The organism is Oceaniserpentilla sp. 4NH20-0058 (genome assembly GCF_040371755.1).
In the GTDB taxonomy this organism is placed as follows: Bacteria; Pseudomonadota; Gammaproteobacteria; order Pseudomonadales; family Oceanobacteraceae; genus Bermanella.
This window is the reverse complement of the sequence record NZ_BAABWE010000002.1, coordinates 131,583-149,398: the sequence shown is the minus strand read 5'-3', so window position 1 is coordinate 149,398 and position 17,816 is coordinate 131,583. Positions and strand designations below refer to the sequence as shown.

Genomic DNA, 17,816 nt, shown 5'->3' with positions numbered 1-17,816 from the left:
TTCTCTGAAGCGACCAAGATTACGGCCGTTACTCATTTCATGCTCAATATTCTAAGTGTGTTTTTGACCAAGTTCGAAATGAAAATATTTTATGGGCTTTATGGTTAAGCTATAACCAGCGCTGGTACCAATACTTAAAAAGTGGTTTTCATCAAATTGATCCGTTTCCATGTATAGATAAGTAGCATCTAACCCAATGGAGCCGCCTAAGTGGGCAATACTGCCAAAGCCGAATCCAAGAGCTGATGATCCTTAAATATAAATGACTTATTAGCCTATGATCAGGGCTTTAGAATCTTAGCCGAAGCAATCGTGTTTGCTCTGGTTTTTAAAATCTCGATTTTATAATCTTCAACCTTTAAGCACACATTGTTTTCCGGAATAGATTCAAGGTATTCGATGATTAAACCGCTGAAAGTTTTTGGGCCGTCCAGTGGTAAATCAAACTTCAATGCTTTGTTCAGTTCGCGAATGGTGGTGGTGCCATCTATGATATAACTGCCATCTTCTTGTGGTGTAATATCTTGGCTGGCAGCTGATGCATCACTGGTGAAGTCGCCGACAATTTCCTCAAGAATATCTTCAAGAGTGGCTATACCCTGAACGGCGCCGTACTCATCTACTACAATTGCAATGCGTCGCTGCTCTGTTTGAAAGTTAAACAGTTGGTTGTGTAATTGTGCGGTTTCAGGAATAAAATAAGGCTCGCGGGTTACTTGCAATAACTCAGCCTTGTTAAAGGACTCCTGAGCTAGAATTTTTGCGGCATTCCGCATGTGCAACACACCAATAATATTATTAATGTTGCCTTTCCAAACCGGTAAACGAGTATGCTGTGACGTGCGCATGATGTTTTCAATATCACGAATATCTTCGTCAAGATCAATGCCCACGATTTCGTTACGTGGCACCATAATATCGTTCACTCGAACGGTTTCTAAATCTAAAATAGATAACAGCATCTGTTGACGTCGAGGTGGAATCAAAGCTCCTGCCTCGTGTACCAGTGTGCGGAATTCTTCAGTGCTAAGTAAGTCTTTACTGCCTTGATCCAGCTTTAACCCGGTAATTTTGATTAAAACATTCGCTATCGCGTTTACCACATAAACAAACGGCATTAATAGAATTAATAGAGGCTGAAGTAAATAGCTGGCTGGGAATGCTACCTTTTCAGGATGATTAGCGGCGATGGTTTTCGGAGTAACCTCCGAAAAAATCAAAATGACCAAAGTCAGTAGCACTGTGGCAATGGTGACACCTAGTTCTGGGTTATCAACCCAAATACGTTGAGCAATAATAGTAGCAATGGAGGCAGCAGCAATATTGACAAAATTATTGCCAATTAGAATAACCCCTATGAGGCGATCTGTTCGGTTGAGAAGTTTACTTGCACGCTTGGCACCGCCGTGGCCCTGCTTGGCAAGATGGCGCATACGATAACGATTGAGGGACATCATCCCAGTTTCAGAGCTTGAGAAAAACGCAGAAAAAATAACAAGGAAAAATAACGCTGCAAATAACAGGCTTAAGGGTATGTCGCTCACGTAGCGGTCCTAGAGGCTTAAGTTGGCGCTAGTGTAGCAGAAAAGCCAGTTAACCAAAGATCAAAAATAGGTTTAATTAAGCTCAGGCTAGCGCTTTAAAATGATCTCAAGTACTAATTTACTACCGAAATAAGCTAATACCAATAAGGCCGTGCCCACCAGTGTCCATTTACTTGCAATATTACCGCGCCAGCCAAAGCGCCAGTGGCCAAGCAAAAGCGCTGTATAGGTCATCCATGCCATGAGAGTGAATGCGGTTTTATGTACAAGGTGCTGAGCAAACAAATCATCTAAAAAGAAGAAGCCGGACAATATTGCCAAACTTAATAACAAGGTGCCCACACTAATCATGTCAAACAATAGGCGATCCATGGTTTGCAGTGGCGGAAGCACACGAATAATGCCAGACATGTGTTTATGTTTAAGCTGTCTGTCTTGAATAATGAGTAAAATTGCCTGAACCGCAGCGATACTCAGCACACTATACGCCATGATAGAAAGCAAAATATGGCTAAGTAGACCTTTGTCGTACGGCTCTTGAGGTGCACCATCGTGAGCTGTGAATAAGCTGCCAAGAATGATTAATGCCGACATGGGAAATACCCCAAGAAACAAGGTTTCTAGAGGTTTACGTAAAGCGCTTATGACAATGAGAGTGCTAATTACCAATGCAATCAGGGAAGCCATGTGAAGGAAGCTTAGGCTAACAGGCTGAGTAAATATTGGTAAAAACCAAGCAAAACCATGAAAAATAACCGCCGCACTGCCAAGCCCTAATACACGTTTACGAGTCAGTGGGTTCGGCTGATGAATAGCGGAGTATTGCAAATAGGCACTGGCCGAATATAAAGCAATGGCAATAAGAGCAAACAGCGTAACCATAAAAATGGTAAATTCCTAAAAACGAGGGTGGTTATTTGGGACGCCGTCACTAAATCAAAGACAGATGCGTTTGAAGAGTGAGTTATCCGGCGCTTCCCTATATAATGTTGCTCAATTGTGCATATAGACGCGCCAGATGTATAGAGTTATCCCCTTTTTTCTGGGTTTCATCGATCATGGACGCCTTAAATTGAGACAGTAATATGTTTGAAAACTTACAAGACCGTTTAAATGGTGCCCTGCGTGCTATTAGTGGCAAAGCCAAAATAACCGAAGACAACATCAAGGGTACTTTGCGTGAAGTGCGCATGGCTTTGTTAGAGGCTGACGTTGCTTTACCAGTTGTTAAAGAGTTTACCAATCAAGTAAAAGAGCGCGCCATTGGCTCTGAGGTGCTAAAAAGCCTAAGCCCAGGCCAAGCCTTGCTTAAAATTGTCCATGAAGAACTTCAAAGTGTCATGGGTGAGGCTAACGAAGGCCTTGATTTAGCCGCCAAGCCACCTGCTATTATCTTAATGGCCGGCCTTCAAGGTGCGGGTAAAACCACCACCGTGGCTAAATTAGCCAAATACTTGCAAGAACGTGAAAAGAAAAAAGTTATGGTGGTTTCGGCGGATGTTTATCGCCCCGCGGCCATTAAACAGCTTGAAACCTTAGCCGGTGAAGTGGATGCCAAATTCTTCCCTTCTGATATTTCGCAAAAACCCGTAGATATTGCTAAAGCGGCTATTGCTGAAGCGAAAACCCAGTTTTCTGATGTGCTAATTGTGGATACAGCAGGTCGTTTAGCTATAGATGAAGCCATGATGGCAGAAATCCAGCAATTACATAAAGCCATCGACCCGGTGGAAACCTTGTTTGTGGTAGATGCCATGACGGGCCAAGATGCTGCCAACACGGCAAAAGCTTTTAATGAAGCCTTGCCATTGACTGGTGTTGTAATCACCAAAGCCGATGGTGATGCCCGAGGTGGTGCAGCGTTATCGGTACGCCAAATTACCGGTAAGCCCATTAAGTTCATGGGTATGGGTGAGAAAATAGAAGCCCTTGAGCCTTTTCACCCTGATCGTATTGCTTCGCGTATTTTGGATATGGGTGACGTACTGTCTCTTATCGAAGAAGCTGAACGTAAAATTGATAAAGAAAAAGCCGATAAACTGGCTAAAAAGATCAAAAAAGGCAAAGGTTTTGATTTAGAAGATTTCCGTGACCAATTGCTGCAAATGAAAAACATGGGCGGCTTAATGGGCATGATGGACAAGCTGCCGGGTATGGGGAATATGGGTCAGCAAGCTGGTCAAATGGATGCGGCTGAAAAACAACTCTCTCAAACTGAAGCGGTGATCAATTCTATGACCCCGCTAGAACGTCACTTTCCAGATAAAATTAACGGCTCACGCAAAAAGCGTATTGCTGCAGGTTCAGGCACTGACATTCAAACCATTAACCGTGTATTGAAGCAGCACAAGCAAATGCAAAAAGTCATGAAAAAAATGACGGGCAAAGGCGGTATGCGCAAAATGATGGGCGCCATGAAAGGCATGGGTGGAAGTGGTGGCCCAGGCGGAATGCCGGGTGGTGGAATGCCTCCGGGAATGGGTGGCGGCGGTTTTCCGTTTAAATAGTTCAACTGTAGCCTGATAGCTCGAATCAAGCCCTCAATGTTGCATCAATATTGGGGGGTTTGTCTTAAACAAGCTTGGCGGGAGACGGGAGACGCAGCTAAAGTTATCGATACGCTTGAGTTTAAGTCGAAGGCTACAGGGAAATAACGCGCATTGAATAGTAGAAAAGATTGACAATATAGACGAGAAATTCACGCTGTTTTGTCCAGCGTCCAGCGTCCAGCGTCCAGCGTCCAGCGTCCAGCGTCCAGCGTCCAGCGTCCAGCGTCCAGCGTCCAGCGTCCAGCGTCCAGCGTCCAGCGTCCAGCGTCCAGCGTCCAGCGTCCAGCGTCCAGCAATAATTACCCCTTTCCTCTTTCGCTTACTTCCTATACAATACGCGCCCCTTATAGTGCGTCTGGCCTATGGTGGAGATAAATCCCCATGGCGAGATGCTTTGTTAAACGGTAGGTGATACCAAAGCCTGCCCATAAAAGAGAAGAAACTGTCGCATGGTAGTAATTCGATTAGCCCTTGGTGGCTCTAAAAAACGTCCTTTTTATCATTTGTCTGTAGCGGATCAGCGTTTTCCACGCGACGGTCGCTTCATTGAGCGTGTAGGTTTCTTCAACCCTGTAGCTCGTGGTCAAGAAGAGCGTCTACGTGTTGATCTAGAACGCGTTGAATACTGGATGAGCAAAGGCGCTCAGCCAAGTGATCGTGTTGCTAAGCTTCTGAAAGAAGTTAAAAAGCAACAAGCTGCTAGCTAATTGGGTAGGTAATAAGACACTTTGATGAGTAATACACCAGAGAATTTAACCGTTATCGGCAAAGTGACCGGCGTGTATGGCATTAAAGGTTGGGTGAAAGTGTTTAGTCACACTGAACTCAAGGAGAATGTGTTCTCCTACGGTGATTGGCTGTTGAACATGAACGGCCAGTGGACACCGGTTAAAGTGAATAACTGGCGTACCCAAGGTAAAGGCATAGTTGCTCAACTTGACGACTGCCACGATCGGACTCTGGCGCAAAAGTATTGCCAATGTGACATTGCTGTCCCTATGGATGCGCTGCCAGATGTCGAAGAAGGCGAGTTTTATTACCATCAATTGAAAGAATTATTGGTGGTTACCACTGAAAAAATAGTGCTTGGTCAAATAGACCATCTGTTTAATAACGGCGCCAACGATGTTCTCGTTGTTAAAGCCACGAAAGACAGTATTGATGGACGCGAACGCTTGTTGCCGTATACGAACGACTGCATTCAAAACATCGACTTAGAAGCCGGCACTATAGAAGTTGATTGGGATCCGGAATTCTAATCATGCAATTTGGCATCATCTCCATATTTCCTGAGATGTTCCAAGCGCTGACTGAAAGCGGGGTAACCGGCCGAGCAGTCAGCAAAGGGTTGGTGGACATAACTTGTTGGAATCCTCGTGATTTCACCACAGACAGACACCAAACCGTGGACGATCGCCCTTATGGCGGAGGTCCAGGCATGTTGATGAAGGTAGAGCCGCTAGAGCACGCCATTGGTGCTGCAAAAGCCAAGCTTGGCCCAAACAGCAAAGTAATTTATCTGTCGCCACAAGGTCAGCAGTTGACACAAGCGGGGGCAGAAAATCTGGCCAAAGAAGAGGCTTTAATCTTCTTGGCTGGCCGTTACGAAGGGGTAGACGAGCGCTTGATTCAAGCGCAGGTGGACGAAGAATGGTCCATCGGCGACTACGTTCTAAGTGGTGGTGAACTGGCCGCTATGGTGATGATGGATAGCATCATTCGATTAGTGCCAGAGGTACTAGGGCATGAAAAGAGTGCCGTCGAAGACTCGTTTGTCGATGGCCTATTAGATTGTCCACACTATACCCGACCAGAAGTGTATGGCGGTGAATCAGTACCAGTTGTATTACTCAGTGGTAATCACAAAAAAATTGAGCGCTGGCGCCTTAAACAAGCGTTAGGGCGTACCTGGCAACGCAGGCCAGATTTGCTGGCAAAAAGGCAACTCAATAAAGATGAGCAGGCCCTTTTGCAAGAATTTATTCGAGACGTTCAAGATCCCAGTGATACTTGAACCTATCCGAAACAACTTAGGAGCTTAGTCATGAGCAGCAAAAACAAAATTATTCAGGCCATCGAGTCTGCACAGTTGAAATCCGATATCCCAGAATTTGGTGCCGGTGATACTGTTGTTGTACAAGTTAAAGTAAAAGAAGGTAACCGTGAGCGTCTTCAGGCATATGAAGGTGTTGTAATCGGTAAGCGTAACCGTGGCCTGAACTCAGCGTTCACAGTACGTAAAATCTCTAACGGTGTTGGTGTTGAGCGTACTTTCCAAGCGCACAGCCCGCTAATCGACAGCGTTGAAGTGAAACGTCGTGGTGATGTTCGTAAAGCGAAACTTTACTACCTACGTGAGCGTTCTGGTAAATCAGCACGTATCAAAGAGAAGCTATCTAAGTAAATTTTACTTAAAAGCACTCTTAAAAAACCCGCCTTGTGCGGGTTTTTTGCGTTTAACAAAACGTAAAAGGGTTATAAGTAAGATAAATCAAGCGCTGATGTGGCCTCAAGAGGGCTGTTTAAGTGTTAAAAACTGCGGCCTGAGGTTTTTCCATGTCACGACTTTGGTGGCCGTTAATCACATTCCCCATATTGTCACTGGAACTTAAAGGGGGATCAATGTTCTAATTAGCACACAAATATAAACAGAGACCCAATATGGCAATTTTCAGAACCCTAGGTGTTGTAACCCTAGCAATGCTTACAGGCCTGCTGCAGGCAGAAGAGCTCAGCGTTGAAGACACTATAGGTAAAGCATTGATCAATGCGCAGCCTAATTTAATTATTAAAAGTGCCACCCAAGTGCCGGGGCAAAATCTATATGAAGTGGAGCTGATTTCAGGAGACACCCTGTACAGCACACCAGATGGCCAATACCTAATTCACGGTTCATTGTATAAAACAGAAGTTGGTGGATTGGTGAATGTAACTGAACAAAAAGGCGCTGAAAAACGTGCGGCTTTAATAGCTCAACTTGATCCAAAAGAAATGGTTGTGTTTAAAGGCAAAGGGGAAGAAAAAGCAATAATCAACGTATTCACTGATGTAGATTGTGGATACTGCCGCAAGCTGCACCGCGAAGTACCGCGCCTAAACGAAATGGGTGTGACGGTTCAATACATGGCTTACCCTCGAGCAGGGGTATATGAAGATCGTAAACAGACTAAGCTCACCGGATCATACAAAAAGCTAAAAAGCGTTTGGTGTGACGAAGACCGTTCAGCAGCTATGAATAAAGCCAAAGCCACGGGTTTTATTAAAGAAAACCTAGGCTGTGATGCACCAATTGAAAAGCAACTAGCACTGGGTGCAGAGTTTGGTGTACGTGGTACTCCAGCCATACTATTGCCAAACGGTGAAATGGTACCTGGCTATATGGCTGCTGATGAGTTGGTGAAAAAACTTGGCCTATAAGCCAGTAAAAAAACACTGATACGTAAAATCATCAAAGCCCCAGAGTGAAAGCTCTGGGGCTTTTCTATTTATGCCTTAAATCCCCTGTAATAGTTGAAATACCCCCTGCCTGTTGCCCCTTGATTGTGGTACATTTAGCGCCCAAAATTTTTACATTCCTGACGCGATATCAGTTAGGCATCAACATAACGGAGACCATGTTGTGAAACCGGTTAAAGTGGGCATCTGTGGGTTCGGCACCGTTGGCGGTGGCACATTCAACGTACTAGTAGAAAACGCGGCAGAAATTGCTCGTCGTGCTGGGCGTGACATTATTATTGAGCAAGTGGGCGCTCGTCGTGAAAACCCAGCTTGTGATACCAGCAATACCAATATCACTCGTGATATTTTTGATGTGGCTCGTAATCCAGAAATCGATATCGTGGTTGAGCTTATCGGTGGTTATGACGTAGCAAAAGAGCTCGTACTTGAAGCCATTAAAAACGGCAAACACGTGGTAACCGCTAACAAAGCGTTGATAGCAGTACACGGTGCTGAAATATTCAAAGCCGCCAAAGCCGCTGGCGTGAGTGTTGGTTATGAAGCCGGTGTAGCTGGTGGTATTCCAGTGATCAAAGCCATTCGTGAAGGCCTAGCTGCAAACAAAATTGAGCGTGTAGCGGGTATCATTAACGGTACAGGCAACTTCATTTTGACTGAAATGCGTGACAAAGGTCGTGATTTCAACGACGTATTAGCCGAAGCCCAAGCACTGGGTTATGCCGAAGCCGATCCAACCTTTGATGTAGAAGGTATCGACGCTGCTCACAAGTTAACCATATTATCATCGATCTCCTACGGCATTCCGTTACAGTTCGATAATTGCTTTACCGAAGGCATCAGCAAAATCACTCGTGAAGATGTGCAATACGCAGAAGAACTTGGCTACCGTATTAAACACCTAGGTGTAAGTGCTCGTAATGAAAACGGCATCGACCTTCGTGTGCACCCAACGCTAATACCAGAAACCAACATGGTTGCAAAAGTAGACGGCGTAATGAATGCCGTAGCGGTAAAAGGCAGCGCGGTACAAGACACACTATTTTGTGGCCCAGGTGCTGGTGCTGGCCCTACTGCTTCTGCAGTTGTGGCGGACATCATTGATATCGCCCGCGGGATTCAAGTAGAAGCGCTATCGTTCGATAGCCTAGAAGATGTCACAGTACTGTCTATTGATGAAATTGAAACCGGTTGCTACTTGCGTATGCAAGCACTGGATAAAGCCGGTGTATTGGCCAAAATTGCCAGCATCTTGAGCAACAAAGGCATCAGTATCGAAGCTTTGATTCAAAAAGAGCCACAAGATGATGAAATCCTTGTACCTATCATCATGCTAACCCACAAGATTCAAGAAAAAATCATGAATCAAGCCATTGCTGAAATTGAAGCCTTGGAAGAAATCAACGGCGCGGTTACTCGCATCCGTGTAGAAGAACTAAACTAATTTATTGAATAAAACCTGAATCTCAGGGTAATGATTATGATGAAATACATATCTACTCGCGGTAATGCACCGGAGTTAACATTTGAAGACGTATTGCTAACAGGATTAGCGGAAGACGGCGGCCTGTATGTACCAAAAGACGTGCCGCAATACACACTGGCCGAAATCGAATCATGGCGCGACCTTCCCTATGCGGAACTGGCTCATAAAGTCATTTATCCATTCGTAGAAGGGTGTGTAGACTCCGACGCATTGCAAACCATTCTAAATGACGTGTACGGTGGTTTTGGTCACAAAGCCGTTGCGCCGTTACAGCAAATAGACCACAACGAATACGTGTTAGAACTTTTTCACGGCCCAACCTTAGCGTTTAAAGACTTTGCATTACAAACCCTAGGCCGTTTATTGGATTACGTATTAGAGCGTCGCCATGAAAAAGTAGTGATCATGGGCGCCACCTCTGGTGATACAGGTTCCGCCGCCATTGAAGGTACTAAAGCATGCCGTAACGTGGATATTTTTATTCTGCATCCACACGGCAAAGTATCAGAAGTGCAACGCCGTCAAATGACAACCGTAAAAGGCGATAACATTTACAATATCGCTATCGAAGGTAACTTCGACCAAGCCCAAGACATGGTAAAAGCCAGCTTTGGTGATCAAAGTTTCTTAAAAGGCGAGCGCAAACTGGTTGCGGTAAACAGCATTAACTGGGCGCGCATCATGTCCCAAATCGTTTACTACTTCTATTCATCATTGAATTTGGGTGGCCCACTTCGCCCAATGGCATACTCAGTTCCTACTGGTAACTTTGGTGATATTTTTGCCGGTTACATGGCGAAGAAAATGGGCTTGCCTATTGAGCAGTTAGTCATTGCCACTAACAGCAATGATGTACTGCATCGCTTAATGAGCAAAAACCAATACGAAGTTCATCCACTACAACACACCATTACTCCTTCAATGGATATTGCTGTGTCGTCTAACTTTGAACGTTTATTGTTTGATTTATACGACCGCGACGGAAAAGCACTAGCTGAACTAATGGGCCGCATGAATGCGAAAAAAGACGTGGTATCACTGGACGAAGAAAAACTCGCGAAAGCTCGCGCCTTGTTCGACAGTTACGCTGTTAACGAAGACGCTACAGTGAAAACCATGCAAGAAGTATTTGAAGAAACCGGTTACTTGCTAGACCCTCACACAGCCATTGGCGTAAAAGCCGCACGTGAAACTCGTCGTAATACCAATATCCCAATGATCACACTGGGCACCGCCCACCCTGTGAAATTTGAAGATGCGGTACAGCGTGCTGGTTTTGACATGCCAAATCTGCCACACCACTTAACGGACCTAATGGATCGTGAAGAGCGTTTGGATGTGTTGCCAGCGGATTTGGCAGCGGTGCATAAGTTTATTGCTGAGAATACGTTTAAATAAGTGAGACGCAAGACGGGAGATGTAAGACGCTAATCTTGCATTTCTCATGCATCACTCTCATAGGGCGAAGCCCAAAAATGGGAGTCCACTTGATTAGCTATATAAGTCGCAGAGTAGAATGGGTTAGATCGAGCGAAGCGAGATCGTAACCCATCATTAAAAAATGCAGTACCGAAAGGCGCTGCATTTTTTGTTTTAGGAGCAGATAGATGGAATATAGTAGAAAAGCCCCGTCAGCAAATCCTGAAGCGAATTCATTATCTCAACTTTCGATTGCTAAGAAGATTAAGTTTCTTAAGTATCATTTTGACAAGATAGAAGCTGTATTTGAGGAAGAGCGTAAGCAATATATTCAAGCTGATAAAATAGAACAAGAGAGAACTAAGAATGATGAGGATGACCATAATTATAATTATGAATATTCTCAGGCCTTAAGAGAAATAGAAATGGTCTACCTAAGAATGCATCGTTATACAGCAATTTTGACATTGTATTCATATCTAGAAGATACGCTTAATCAAATTTGTGATATTAGTAAAAAGAATTTAGTAATTGAAAAAAGTTACAAAAATTTTAAGGGTAGTGGAATTAAAAGGGCTAAAGAGTATTTAAAAAAGGAGATTAATGTTGACTTTACATGTGTTAATTCAGAATGGTCAGCATTGAGTATTCTAAATGAATTGAGAAACTGCATAATGCATGGGAATGGAAATCTGCTTTATGATGAGCATAAAGAGAGGGGTTTTAAAGTAATAGTCAACAACTATAATTACTTTGAAGAAATTGAGGGGAGGTTTGTCTTTTTTTCATCAGAATATGTAAGAAAAATGTTTAATAACGTAGAGTGTTTTTTAACTTATTTGTTAAATCCGAAATTAGTTGGAGTTAATAGATGATACAAATATTATTTCTTCGAAAAATAATACGGCGTTTCACTCACACCCAATAACTCACGACGAATCAAATCCAATCCCGCACTGGCCACATATTCTTGAAAGCGCTGGCGCGGGAAAGGTAAAAACAGTTTTACGGTTTTAATTGTTTCTTTATTTCCCCACGCTACCCAAACGGTGCCTACGGGTTTGTCTTTAGTGCCGCCACTGGGGCCTGCTACACCGCTTACGGCAATGGCCCAATCGCTACCGCTTTTTGCAAGCGCGCCTTTGGCCATTTCGATTACAACTGGTTCAGATACCGCACCGTTATCGACTAGAGTTTTCTCGCTAACACCTACCATGGCGGTTTTCATTTCATTGGAGTAAGTTACAAAACCTGCACCAAATATAGAGGATGAACCAGCCACTGAGGTGATCTTGGAGGCAATTAATCCACCTGTGCAAGATTCCACTGTGGTAATGCTTTGTCGTTCTTTTGCTAACAGTTGCACTAGTAATTCCGGTAGTTGGGTGCCATCTTCACCGATTACATGACTTGATAGTAGTTTTTTGATGGTCTGGGTGAGACTGTCTATTTGCTTTTCCGCTGGTTTGGATTGAGCGGTGAGTTTTACTTCTACTTGTGGATAAGCGGCGCGAAATCCAAGTTCAATGCCTTCGGGCCAATGTTTAATTTGTTCTCGCAATTTAAGTTGCAAAGATGACTCACCAATGCCAAACACTTGTAAGCGTTTCGTGCTATGGGGTTCAATCTCTGTGAATCGTTGATTCAGCATAGGTAGAATATTTAGCTTGAGCATGGCATTTAATTCGCTGGGCACGCCGGGTGTGAACAACATTAAGCAGTGGTTGTGCTCGCAATAAAATCCCGGGGCGCTACCGTTACTGTTTTCAATAATATTAATATCTTTTGGTAAAATCCCTTGCTTGCGGTTGGCATCGTTCATTGGGTAGTTGTGATGTTGACACCAATCTTCAATTTGTTGAATTGCAACAGCATGTTCAGCCAAAGGCAGGCCTAAAACTTGGGCCAGAGCTTCTGCGGTTTTGTCGTCTTCGGTTGGGCCAAGGCCACCGTTTACAATGAGTACATCAGCCTGTTGGCTTAGGTGCTGCATTTCTTCAATTAAATGACTTAGCTGATCACCAACGGTCACTTTTTTACTGGGGCGTAACCCTAAAGTTGCAAGGTGGTCGGCGATCATGGCGCTGTTGCTATCAATGATGTCGCCGCTCATGATCTCGTCGCCGGTGAGCAATAAATGTATATTGATGTTAGCCATAATCTTTTCTTTCTCGATACTTTGCTACTGCGTACAATGTAGCCATGAATATTCAAATTACACGTCGCCAATCAGACCCTAGTCTGCCTTTATTAGAGCGAATTTTCCATGCTCGTGGTTTAAATGAGCAAAATACTCAGTTTAATTTAAAAAGTCTGTTAGATATCCAAACCCTTAAGGGGTTAGATAGCGCGTGTGCATTATTAATGAATGGGATACAGCAGCAACAGCGTATTCTAATTCTTGGGGATTTTGATGTTGATGGCGCTACTAGTACCACATTGGCGGTGGATGCGTTGCGGCAACTGGGTGCTCATAATGTGAGTTACTTAGTACCTAACCGCTTTGAATTTGGTTATGGTTTATCCACCGAAATTGTTGATTACGCATACACACATTTTAAGCCCGATTTAATTGTCACGGTAGATAATGGTATCTCCAGCTTTGATGGTGTAGACCATGCAAAAGCCCTAGGTATGAAAGTATTAGTCACGGATCACCACTTAGCGGCCAGTGCCGACAAAAACGATTTACCAAATGCCGATGCCATCGTTAACCCTAATCAACCCGATTGTGAATTCTCTTCAAAATCTGCTTGTGGTTGTGCTGTTGTGTTTTATGTGATGTGCGCTCTTAAAACGGCCATGGTGAAGCAAGGGCATGATGCTAGTCAGCTACCTAATATGGCGCAGTATCTTGATCTAGTGGCTTTGGCCACAGTGGCAGATGTGGTCCCGCTTGATGAAAATAACCGTATTTTGGTCGAGCAGGGTTTGCGCCGAATTCGTTCTGGCTTTGCTCGCCCGGGGATTCAAGCCTTGCTGCAAGTGGCTAAAAAGAACCCGCCACAACTTACCAGTAAAGATTTTGGTTTTGCGCTGGGCCCTCGCTTAAATGCAGCTGGGCGTATGGATGATATGAGTGTGGGTATTGAATGTCTGCTGGCACAAAATTTAGACCGAGCATTAATGATCGCCCAATCGTTAGATGATTTAAACCAAGACCGTAAACAAGTAGAAGGGCAAATGCAACAAGAAGCCCTAGAGCATTTAGAGCAGTTAAACGTGCACGCTGATAACAAGGTGAGTGTGTGCTTGTATCAAGCGCAATGGCATCAAGGGGTGATTGGTTTATTAGCATCACGCATTAAAGATAAGTTATATCGGCCAGTTATCGCCTTTGCGCCAGCGCAAGATGGATTAACTCATGATGAAATGCAAGGTGGTGAATTCGAACTAAAAGGCAGTGGCCGCTCGATTTCGGGTTTTCATTTACGGGATGCGTTGGATTTAGTGGCGAAAAAAAAACCCCACGTACTAAATAAATTTGGTGGTCATGCTATGGCCGCTGGTTTATCTATTAAACAAAAATATTTAAATGAATTTGAGCAAACATTTGAAGAGGTGGCGCAAACCTTATTAACGCCTGAATTACTGGTAAATCAGGTTGTTACTGATGGTCCTTTAAAGGCACAAGATTTTAATATTAATATGGCGCGGCAGTTACGTTTTATGGCTCCGTGGGGACAGAATTTCCCAGAGCCGTTATTTGATGACACCTTTATCGTGCTAAATCACAGGCTGCTGGGCATGGATAAAAATCATTTAAAACTTACCCTGCAAGTGCCCAATAGTCATTTAGCAGTAGATGCTATTTTATTTGGTATTGAACGACATGGTTTAACTTCAGCTATGATCAATAACATGCAAACAGTACACATAGTATTTGAAATGGATGTAAACGAATTTCGTGGGCAAGAAACCGTACAATTAATCGTTCGTCATTTACAAATAACTTAAATTGGAAGTTAAATTTTTAGATACTCATTAGGCTAGATTAAAACGGATAACCTTAACAATATAAAAAAGGTTGTGCAGAGCCCAACCTTTAACGTAACTCATATACTTATACTGTTTTTATAATGATGAGAAATTAATTATTAATCAATGGCAAAATCTTATTACTCCAAAGGGAGTCACGAAGTTTTTCACGTGACCAGCCTAAGTGTCCAATGGATTTTTCGCTGATTTCTTTTGGGTTTATCCTTATTTGTGTCACCTGAGCTTTCTCAAAAAAACTGTGTAAAGAAAGCGTGTTACGCTGAGAAATCATGTGATCGTCACTAAATGAAATAGATGAAATAGGTATCTCTACATCGGCATAGCGTTGGCGAATTTCTGGGCCTTCAACACCAATTGAGTATTCTTTATTCATGCACCAGCGACGCCATTGTTTCAATACATTAGGTGCTAAATCACCGACTATATTGAGTTTTTTTCCGGGGAAGTAGCCGTATAGTTGCAAGCATATTGGCGCAATGAAATACCACGCTATCCAAACAATATTACGGGTAGGTGGAGAGTTGTGTGGCCAGTAGCCACTGCCGCAGGCAATAGTAATGGCATTATCTAATTGGTTTGCACTGGGAATGAACCCCAGTAGTTGCCCCCCCACACTGTGTCCAACCCATTGCAGTTTTAAATTAGGATAAGTTTTTTTAGCATAATGAATGACCGCTTCGCAATCGAGTTCTCCCCATTGGCGCACATCGGTATCACAATCTTTCACATGACCTTGCAAGGAAGCACCTGTACCAAAATAATCAAATGTAATGACTTCATGGTTTTGTTCAGTTAAAAATAGCGCAAATTTTTCGTAATGTTTTTGAACCACACCCATGGCAGGAGCCAGAATAACCACTGATTTTGCATGCTGGGTATGAAAAACTTTCGCATGAATATTACGATGGTTAGCACTTTGTAATATGACATCTTCCATGCCAATACTGTTTTCGGCCAGAGGGGCGCTTGCTAGTGTCGTCATGAATATTCCTTTATTGGTATTAAAAAGAGTGTTGAAGGTGAGTTAAAAATTTAACAATAACCAGAATTTCAGCGTCGGAAAAATCCCCTTTTATTGCTTGGTTTAATTGCTTAATGGCAGGCAGTGCTACATCGACTTTTTTTTGTCCTAAAGCGGTTAGATACAGCCTTGAAGCGCGGCCATCGTGCTCACATGTTTGGCGTTTAATTAAGCCATTTTTCTCCATGCGGTTAGCAAGACCAGTCAGTGCTGAATTATTGAGATTTAATACTTCTGCCAGCTCCTTCAGTAAGCAACCTTGCTGCTCATTAATATTGAGCAGTGCCCCTAGTTGAGTGATGCTGATGCCTAGCTCAGCTTCAGTGCGCTGATCGGCGTATTTATGCACCTTATGGTGAGCTGCATTGAGTAAGTAAAACAGTCTATGATTCATGTTTTTGCAATATATTTCATATGTGAACTAAATATAGTACACATGTGTAGTAAGTTGCAATAGATTAAACAAGAAAGGGCAACGGCCCTTATGCCGTTAATTGTTTAGAGAAAGCGTCCATAGAGGGGTTTTCAAAGCCTTTTCGCCAAATTAAGGCCGTACGAGAGACAGCCCATTCACTGGCCAATGTGTGGCATTGAATACTGTCGGTGAAGGGGTAATCGTTGAGTAGCGCCCTTGGTACCATGGCGATGCCCATACCTGCGGCAACACAACTGAGCATGGTGTGGTAGGAGTTGATTTCAATTACTTTAGGTACACATTGTCCGTGTTTCAGCCAATTAGTCAGTCGGTTACGGTAAGCGCATTTGTAATTGAACCCTAAAACAGTGGGATTGGCCGATAAGTCATTAGGGCTGCTAATGGTTTGATGACGGCGGCTAGAAACGACGACTAACTCTTCATCAAAAATGTGGGTGATGCCTAAACGCGTGTCTTGCTCTGGATCGGCCACTAGAGCAAGGTCCAGCTTGCCTTCAAGGACATGTTCAATCAACAAACCAGTAGGTGCACTTCTAACGTTAAGTGAAACCTCTGGAAATTGTTCATGGAACTGCTTTAACGGCCTAACCACACGGGTTGCAGCCACAGCATCCATGTAGCCGATGCGCAGTGTGCCGTTGGGTTTATCCCCTTGAAGACTGTGTTTTGCTTGGTCAGCCAAGCTTAAAATTTGATTGGCATAATCCAATAATTGATGCCCCGCGCTAGAAATATAAAGGCGGTTTTTCTCACGAATGAACAACAGTTGCTGCAGTTCTTCTTCAAGCTTTTGAATACGAGCCGTTACGTTAGATGGCACGCGGTTGAGTTTTTCAGCTGCACGAGTAATGCCACCACATTGGGCCACCTGTTGAAAAACCTGTAAATCGGAGAGTTCCATAGGATTCACTTATTGAGAATAACTAATTCTTATTTATTCATTATTTATGAATGAAATTTAGCGCTACACTCATTAAAAATCAAGCAAAGAGACCGTTTATGAATACAAGCCTCACAAAGGGATACTTATTTGCCATGGGCGCTGTTTTGATATGGTCGGGTTTTATATTGGTATCGCGTCTGGGAGGCATAAGCGAGTTAAACCACTATGATGTGATCGCCCTGCGTTACGCAACTTGCACATTTATATTATTACCCGTGTGGTGGTTTAAACAGCGTTTTGCGCTTTTTCAGTTAAAGTATTGGCTATTGGCACTGGTGGGCGGCATCGGATATGCCATGTTTACATTTCATGGCTTTCAATTAGCGCCAGCTTCCCATGGGGCGCTGCTACTGCCGGGTTCTATGCCATTGTTTATGTTTGTCATGGCTATAGTATTGGGACAAGCACACTTTACATTACAAAAAACACTGGGTGTAAGCGTGATTACGTTGGGTATTGCGGCTTTATTTTTAGAGCAATGGGCGGCTACACAAATTAATGAGCTCATACTACAAGGGGATATTTATTTTTTAATAGGGGCGGTATTTTGGTGTGTGTTTTCAGTATTAATTAACCACTGGGGGATCACCCCATGGCAAGCCACCATTAGTCTCGCCATATTAACCTGCATAATGTACCTACCTTGGTACATTTTATTTGCCCCCAAAAACATGTCGCTGAACGTGTTGCCTGACATTTTAACGCAAATGCTTTACCAAGGATTATTAGCCACCATTGTTCAATTATTACTGTTGGTACGAGCCATTAAAATCATTGGCGCGGCAAACATGGGGGCACTTATGGCGTTGGTGCCATTGATTGCAGGAATTGCTGCACTGTTTGTATTTGACGAACCTGTTACGGCCTCATTGATATCCGGTTTGATTTTAGTGGCCTTTGGTGCTTGGTTAACCCATTCCCGTTTGATTGAAAATTTATTTTATAAATCCACAATGAAATAAA

The 17,816-nt window shown here is 43.5% G+C and carries 17 protein-coding genes; 11 read left to right on the top strand and 6 right to left on the bottom strand.

Annotation, left to right across the window (positions count from 1 at the left end; genetic code table 11):
* Positions 1-281: 281 nt before the first annotated feature.
* A complete protein-coding gene (locus ABWV45_RS03845) occupies positions 282-1,544 on the bottom strand; it encodes an HlyC/CorC family transporter (RefSeq protein ID WP_353348868.1) in 1,263 nt (420 codons plus the stop codon).
* A gap of 87 nt (positions 1,545-1,631) precedes the next feature.
* Positions 1,632-2,426: a cytochrome C assembly family protein gene (locus ABWV45_RS03840; RefSeq protein WP_353348866.1), complete on the bottom strand. Its 795-nt coding sequence runs from the start codon at positions 2,424-2,426 to the stop codon at positions 1,632-1,634.
* 203 nt (positions 2,427-2,629) lie between these two features.
* Here ABWV45_RS03840 and ffh point away from each other — a divergent pair, with 203 nt between their 5' ends.
* From ffh to ABWV45_RS03795, 9 genes are all read left to right on the top strand, one after another.
* A complete protein-coding gene (gene ffh / locus ABWV45_RS03835; protein ID WP_353348864.1) occupies positions 2,630-4,051 on the top strand; it encodes a signal recognition particle protein in 1,422 nt (473 codons plus the stop codon).
* Positions 4,052-4,542: 491 nt separating this feature from the next.
* Entirely contained in the window at positions 4,543-4,800 is a 258-nt protein-coding gene (gene rpsP, locus ABWV45_RS03830) for a 30S ribosomal protein S16 (protein ID WP_353348862.1), read from the top strand.
* Between the two features lie 24 nt (positions 4,801-4,824).
* On the top strand, positions 4,825-5,352 hold the full coding sequence (gene rimM, locus ABWV45_RS03825; RefSeq protein WP_353348860.1) for a ribosome maturation factor RimM: 528 nt from the start codon (positions 4,825-4,827) through the stop codon (positions 5,350-5,352).
* A gap of 2 nt (positions 5,353-5,354) precedes the next feature.
* A complete protein-coding gene (gene trmD, locus ABWV45_RS03820) occupies positions 5,355-6,107 on the top strand; it encodes a tRNA (guanosine(37)-N1)-methyltransferase TrmD (protein WP_353348858.1) in 753 nt (250 codons plus the stop codon).
* A gap of 30 nt (positions 6,108-6,137) precedes the next feature.
* Positions 6,138-6,497 carry a 50S ribosomal protein L19 gene (gene rplS, locus ABWV45_RS03815; RefSeq protein WP_353348856.1) on the top strand — a complete coding sequence of 120 codons (360 nt, stop codon included), beginning with the start codon at positions 6,138-6,140 and terminating at the stop codon, positions 6,495-6,497.
* Between the two features lie 257 nt (positions 6,498-6,754).
* Positions 6,755-7,510, top strand: a complete 756-nt coding sequence (locus ABWV45_RS03810) for a DsbC family protein (RefSeq protein WP_353348854.1) — start codon at positions 6,755-6,757, stop codon at positions 7,508-7,510.
* A 202-nt stretch (positions 7,511-7,712) separates the two neighbouring features.
* Positions 7,713-8,993 (top strand): homoserine dehydrogenase, encoded by a 1,281-nt coding sequence (locus tag ABWV45_RS03805; RefSeq protein ID WP_353348852.1) that lies wholly within the window; start codon positions 7,713-7,715, stop codon positions 8,991-8,993.
* A 39-nt stretch (positions 8,994-9,032) separates the two neighbouring features.
* Positions 9,033-10,433: a threonine synthase gene (gene thrC / locus ABWV45_RS03800; RefSeq protein WP_353349399.1), complete on the top strand. Its 1,401-nt coding sequence runs from the start codon at positions 9,033-9,035 to the stop codon at positions 10,431-10,433.
* A gap of 209 nt (positions 10,434-10,642) precedes the next feature.
* Positions 10,643-11,329 carry a hypothetical protein gene (locus tag ABWV45_RS03795; protein WP_353348850.1) on the top strand — a complete coding sequence of 229 codons (687 nt, stop codon included), beginning with the start codon at positions 10,643-10,645 and terminating at the stop codon, positions 11,327-11,329.
* Between the two features lie 8 nt (positions 11,330-11,337).
* Here ABWV45_RS03795 and ABWV45_RS03790 read toward each other — a convergent pair whose 3' ends face one another.
* A complete protein-coding gene (locus ABWV45_RS03790; RefSeq protein ID WP_353348848.1) occupies positions 11,338-12,612 on the bottom strand; it encodes a CinA family nicotinamide mononucleotide deamidase-related protein in 1,275 nt (424 codons plus the stop codon).
* Between the two features lie 44 nt (positions 12,613-12,656).
* Here ABWV45_RS03790 and recJ point away from each other — a divergent pair, with 44 nt between their 5' ends.
* Positions 12,657-14,411 carry a single-stranded-DNA-specific exonuclease RecJ gene (recJ, locus tag ABWV45_RS03785; RefSeq protein ID WP_353348846.1) on the top strand — a complete coding sequence of 585 codons (1,755 nt, stop codon included), beginning with the start codon at positions 12,657-12,659 and terminating at the stop codon, positions 14,409-14,411.
* A 133-nt stretch (positions 14,412-14,544) separates the two neighbouring features.
* Here recJ and ABWV45_RS03780 read toward each other — a convergent pair whose 3' ends face one another.
* From ABWV45_RS03780 to ABWV45_RS03770, 3 genes are all read right to left on the bottom strand, one after another.
* Positions 14,545-15,435 carry an alpha/beta hydrolase family protein gene (locus ABWV45_RS03780; protein WP_353348844.1) on the bottom strand — a complete coding sequence of 297 codons (891 nt, stop codon included), beginning with the start codon at positions 15,433-15,435 and terminating at the stop codon, positions 14,545-14,547.
* Between the two features lie 19 nt (positions 15,436-15,454).
* The gene (locus ABWV45_RS03775) at positions 15,455-15,868 is read right to left on the bottom strand and encodes a MarR family winged helix-turn-helix transcriptional regulator (protein ID WP_353348842.1); all 414 of its coding nucleotides are present in this window, start codon (positions 15,866-15,868) and stop codon (positions 15,455-15,457) included.
* An 88-nt stretch (positions 15,869-15,956) separates the two neighbouring features.
* Positions 15,957-16,811 (bottom strand): LysR substrate-binding domain-containing protein, encoded by an 855-nt coding sequence (locus tag ABWV45_RS03770; RefSeq protein WP_353348840.1) that lies wholly within the window; start codon positions 16,809-16,811, stop codon positions 15,957-15,959.
* Positions 16,812-16,909: 98 nt separating this feature from the next.
* Between ABWV45_RS03770 and ABWV45_RS03765 the strand changes: the two genes are divergently transcribed.
* A complete protein-coding gene (locus ABWV45_RS03765) occupies positions 16,910-17,815 on the top strand; it encodes a DMT family transporter (RefSeq protein ID WP_353348838.1) in 906 nt (301 codons plus the stop codon).
* Position 17,816 lies beyond the last annotated feature (1 nt).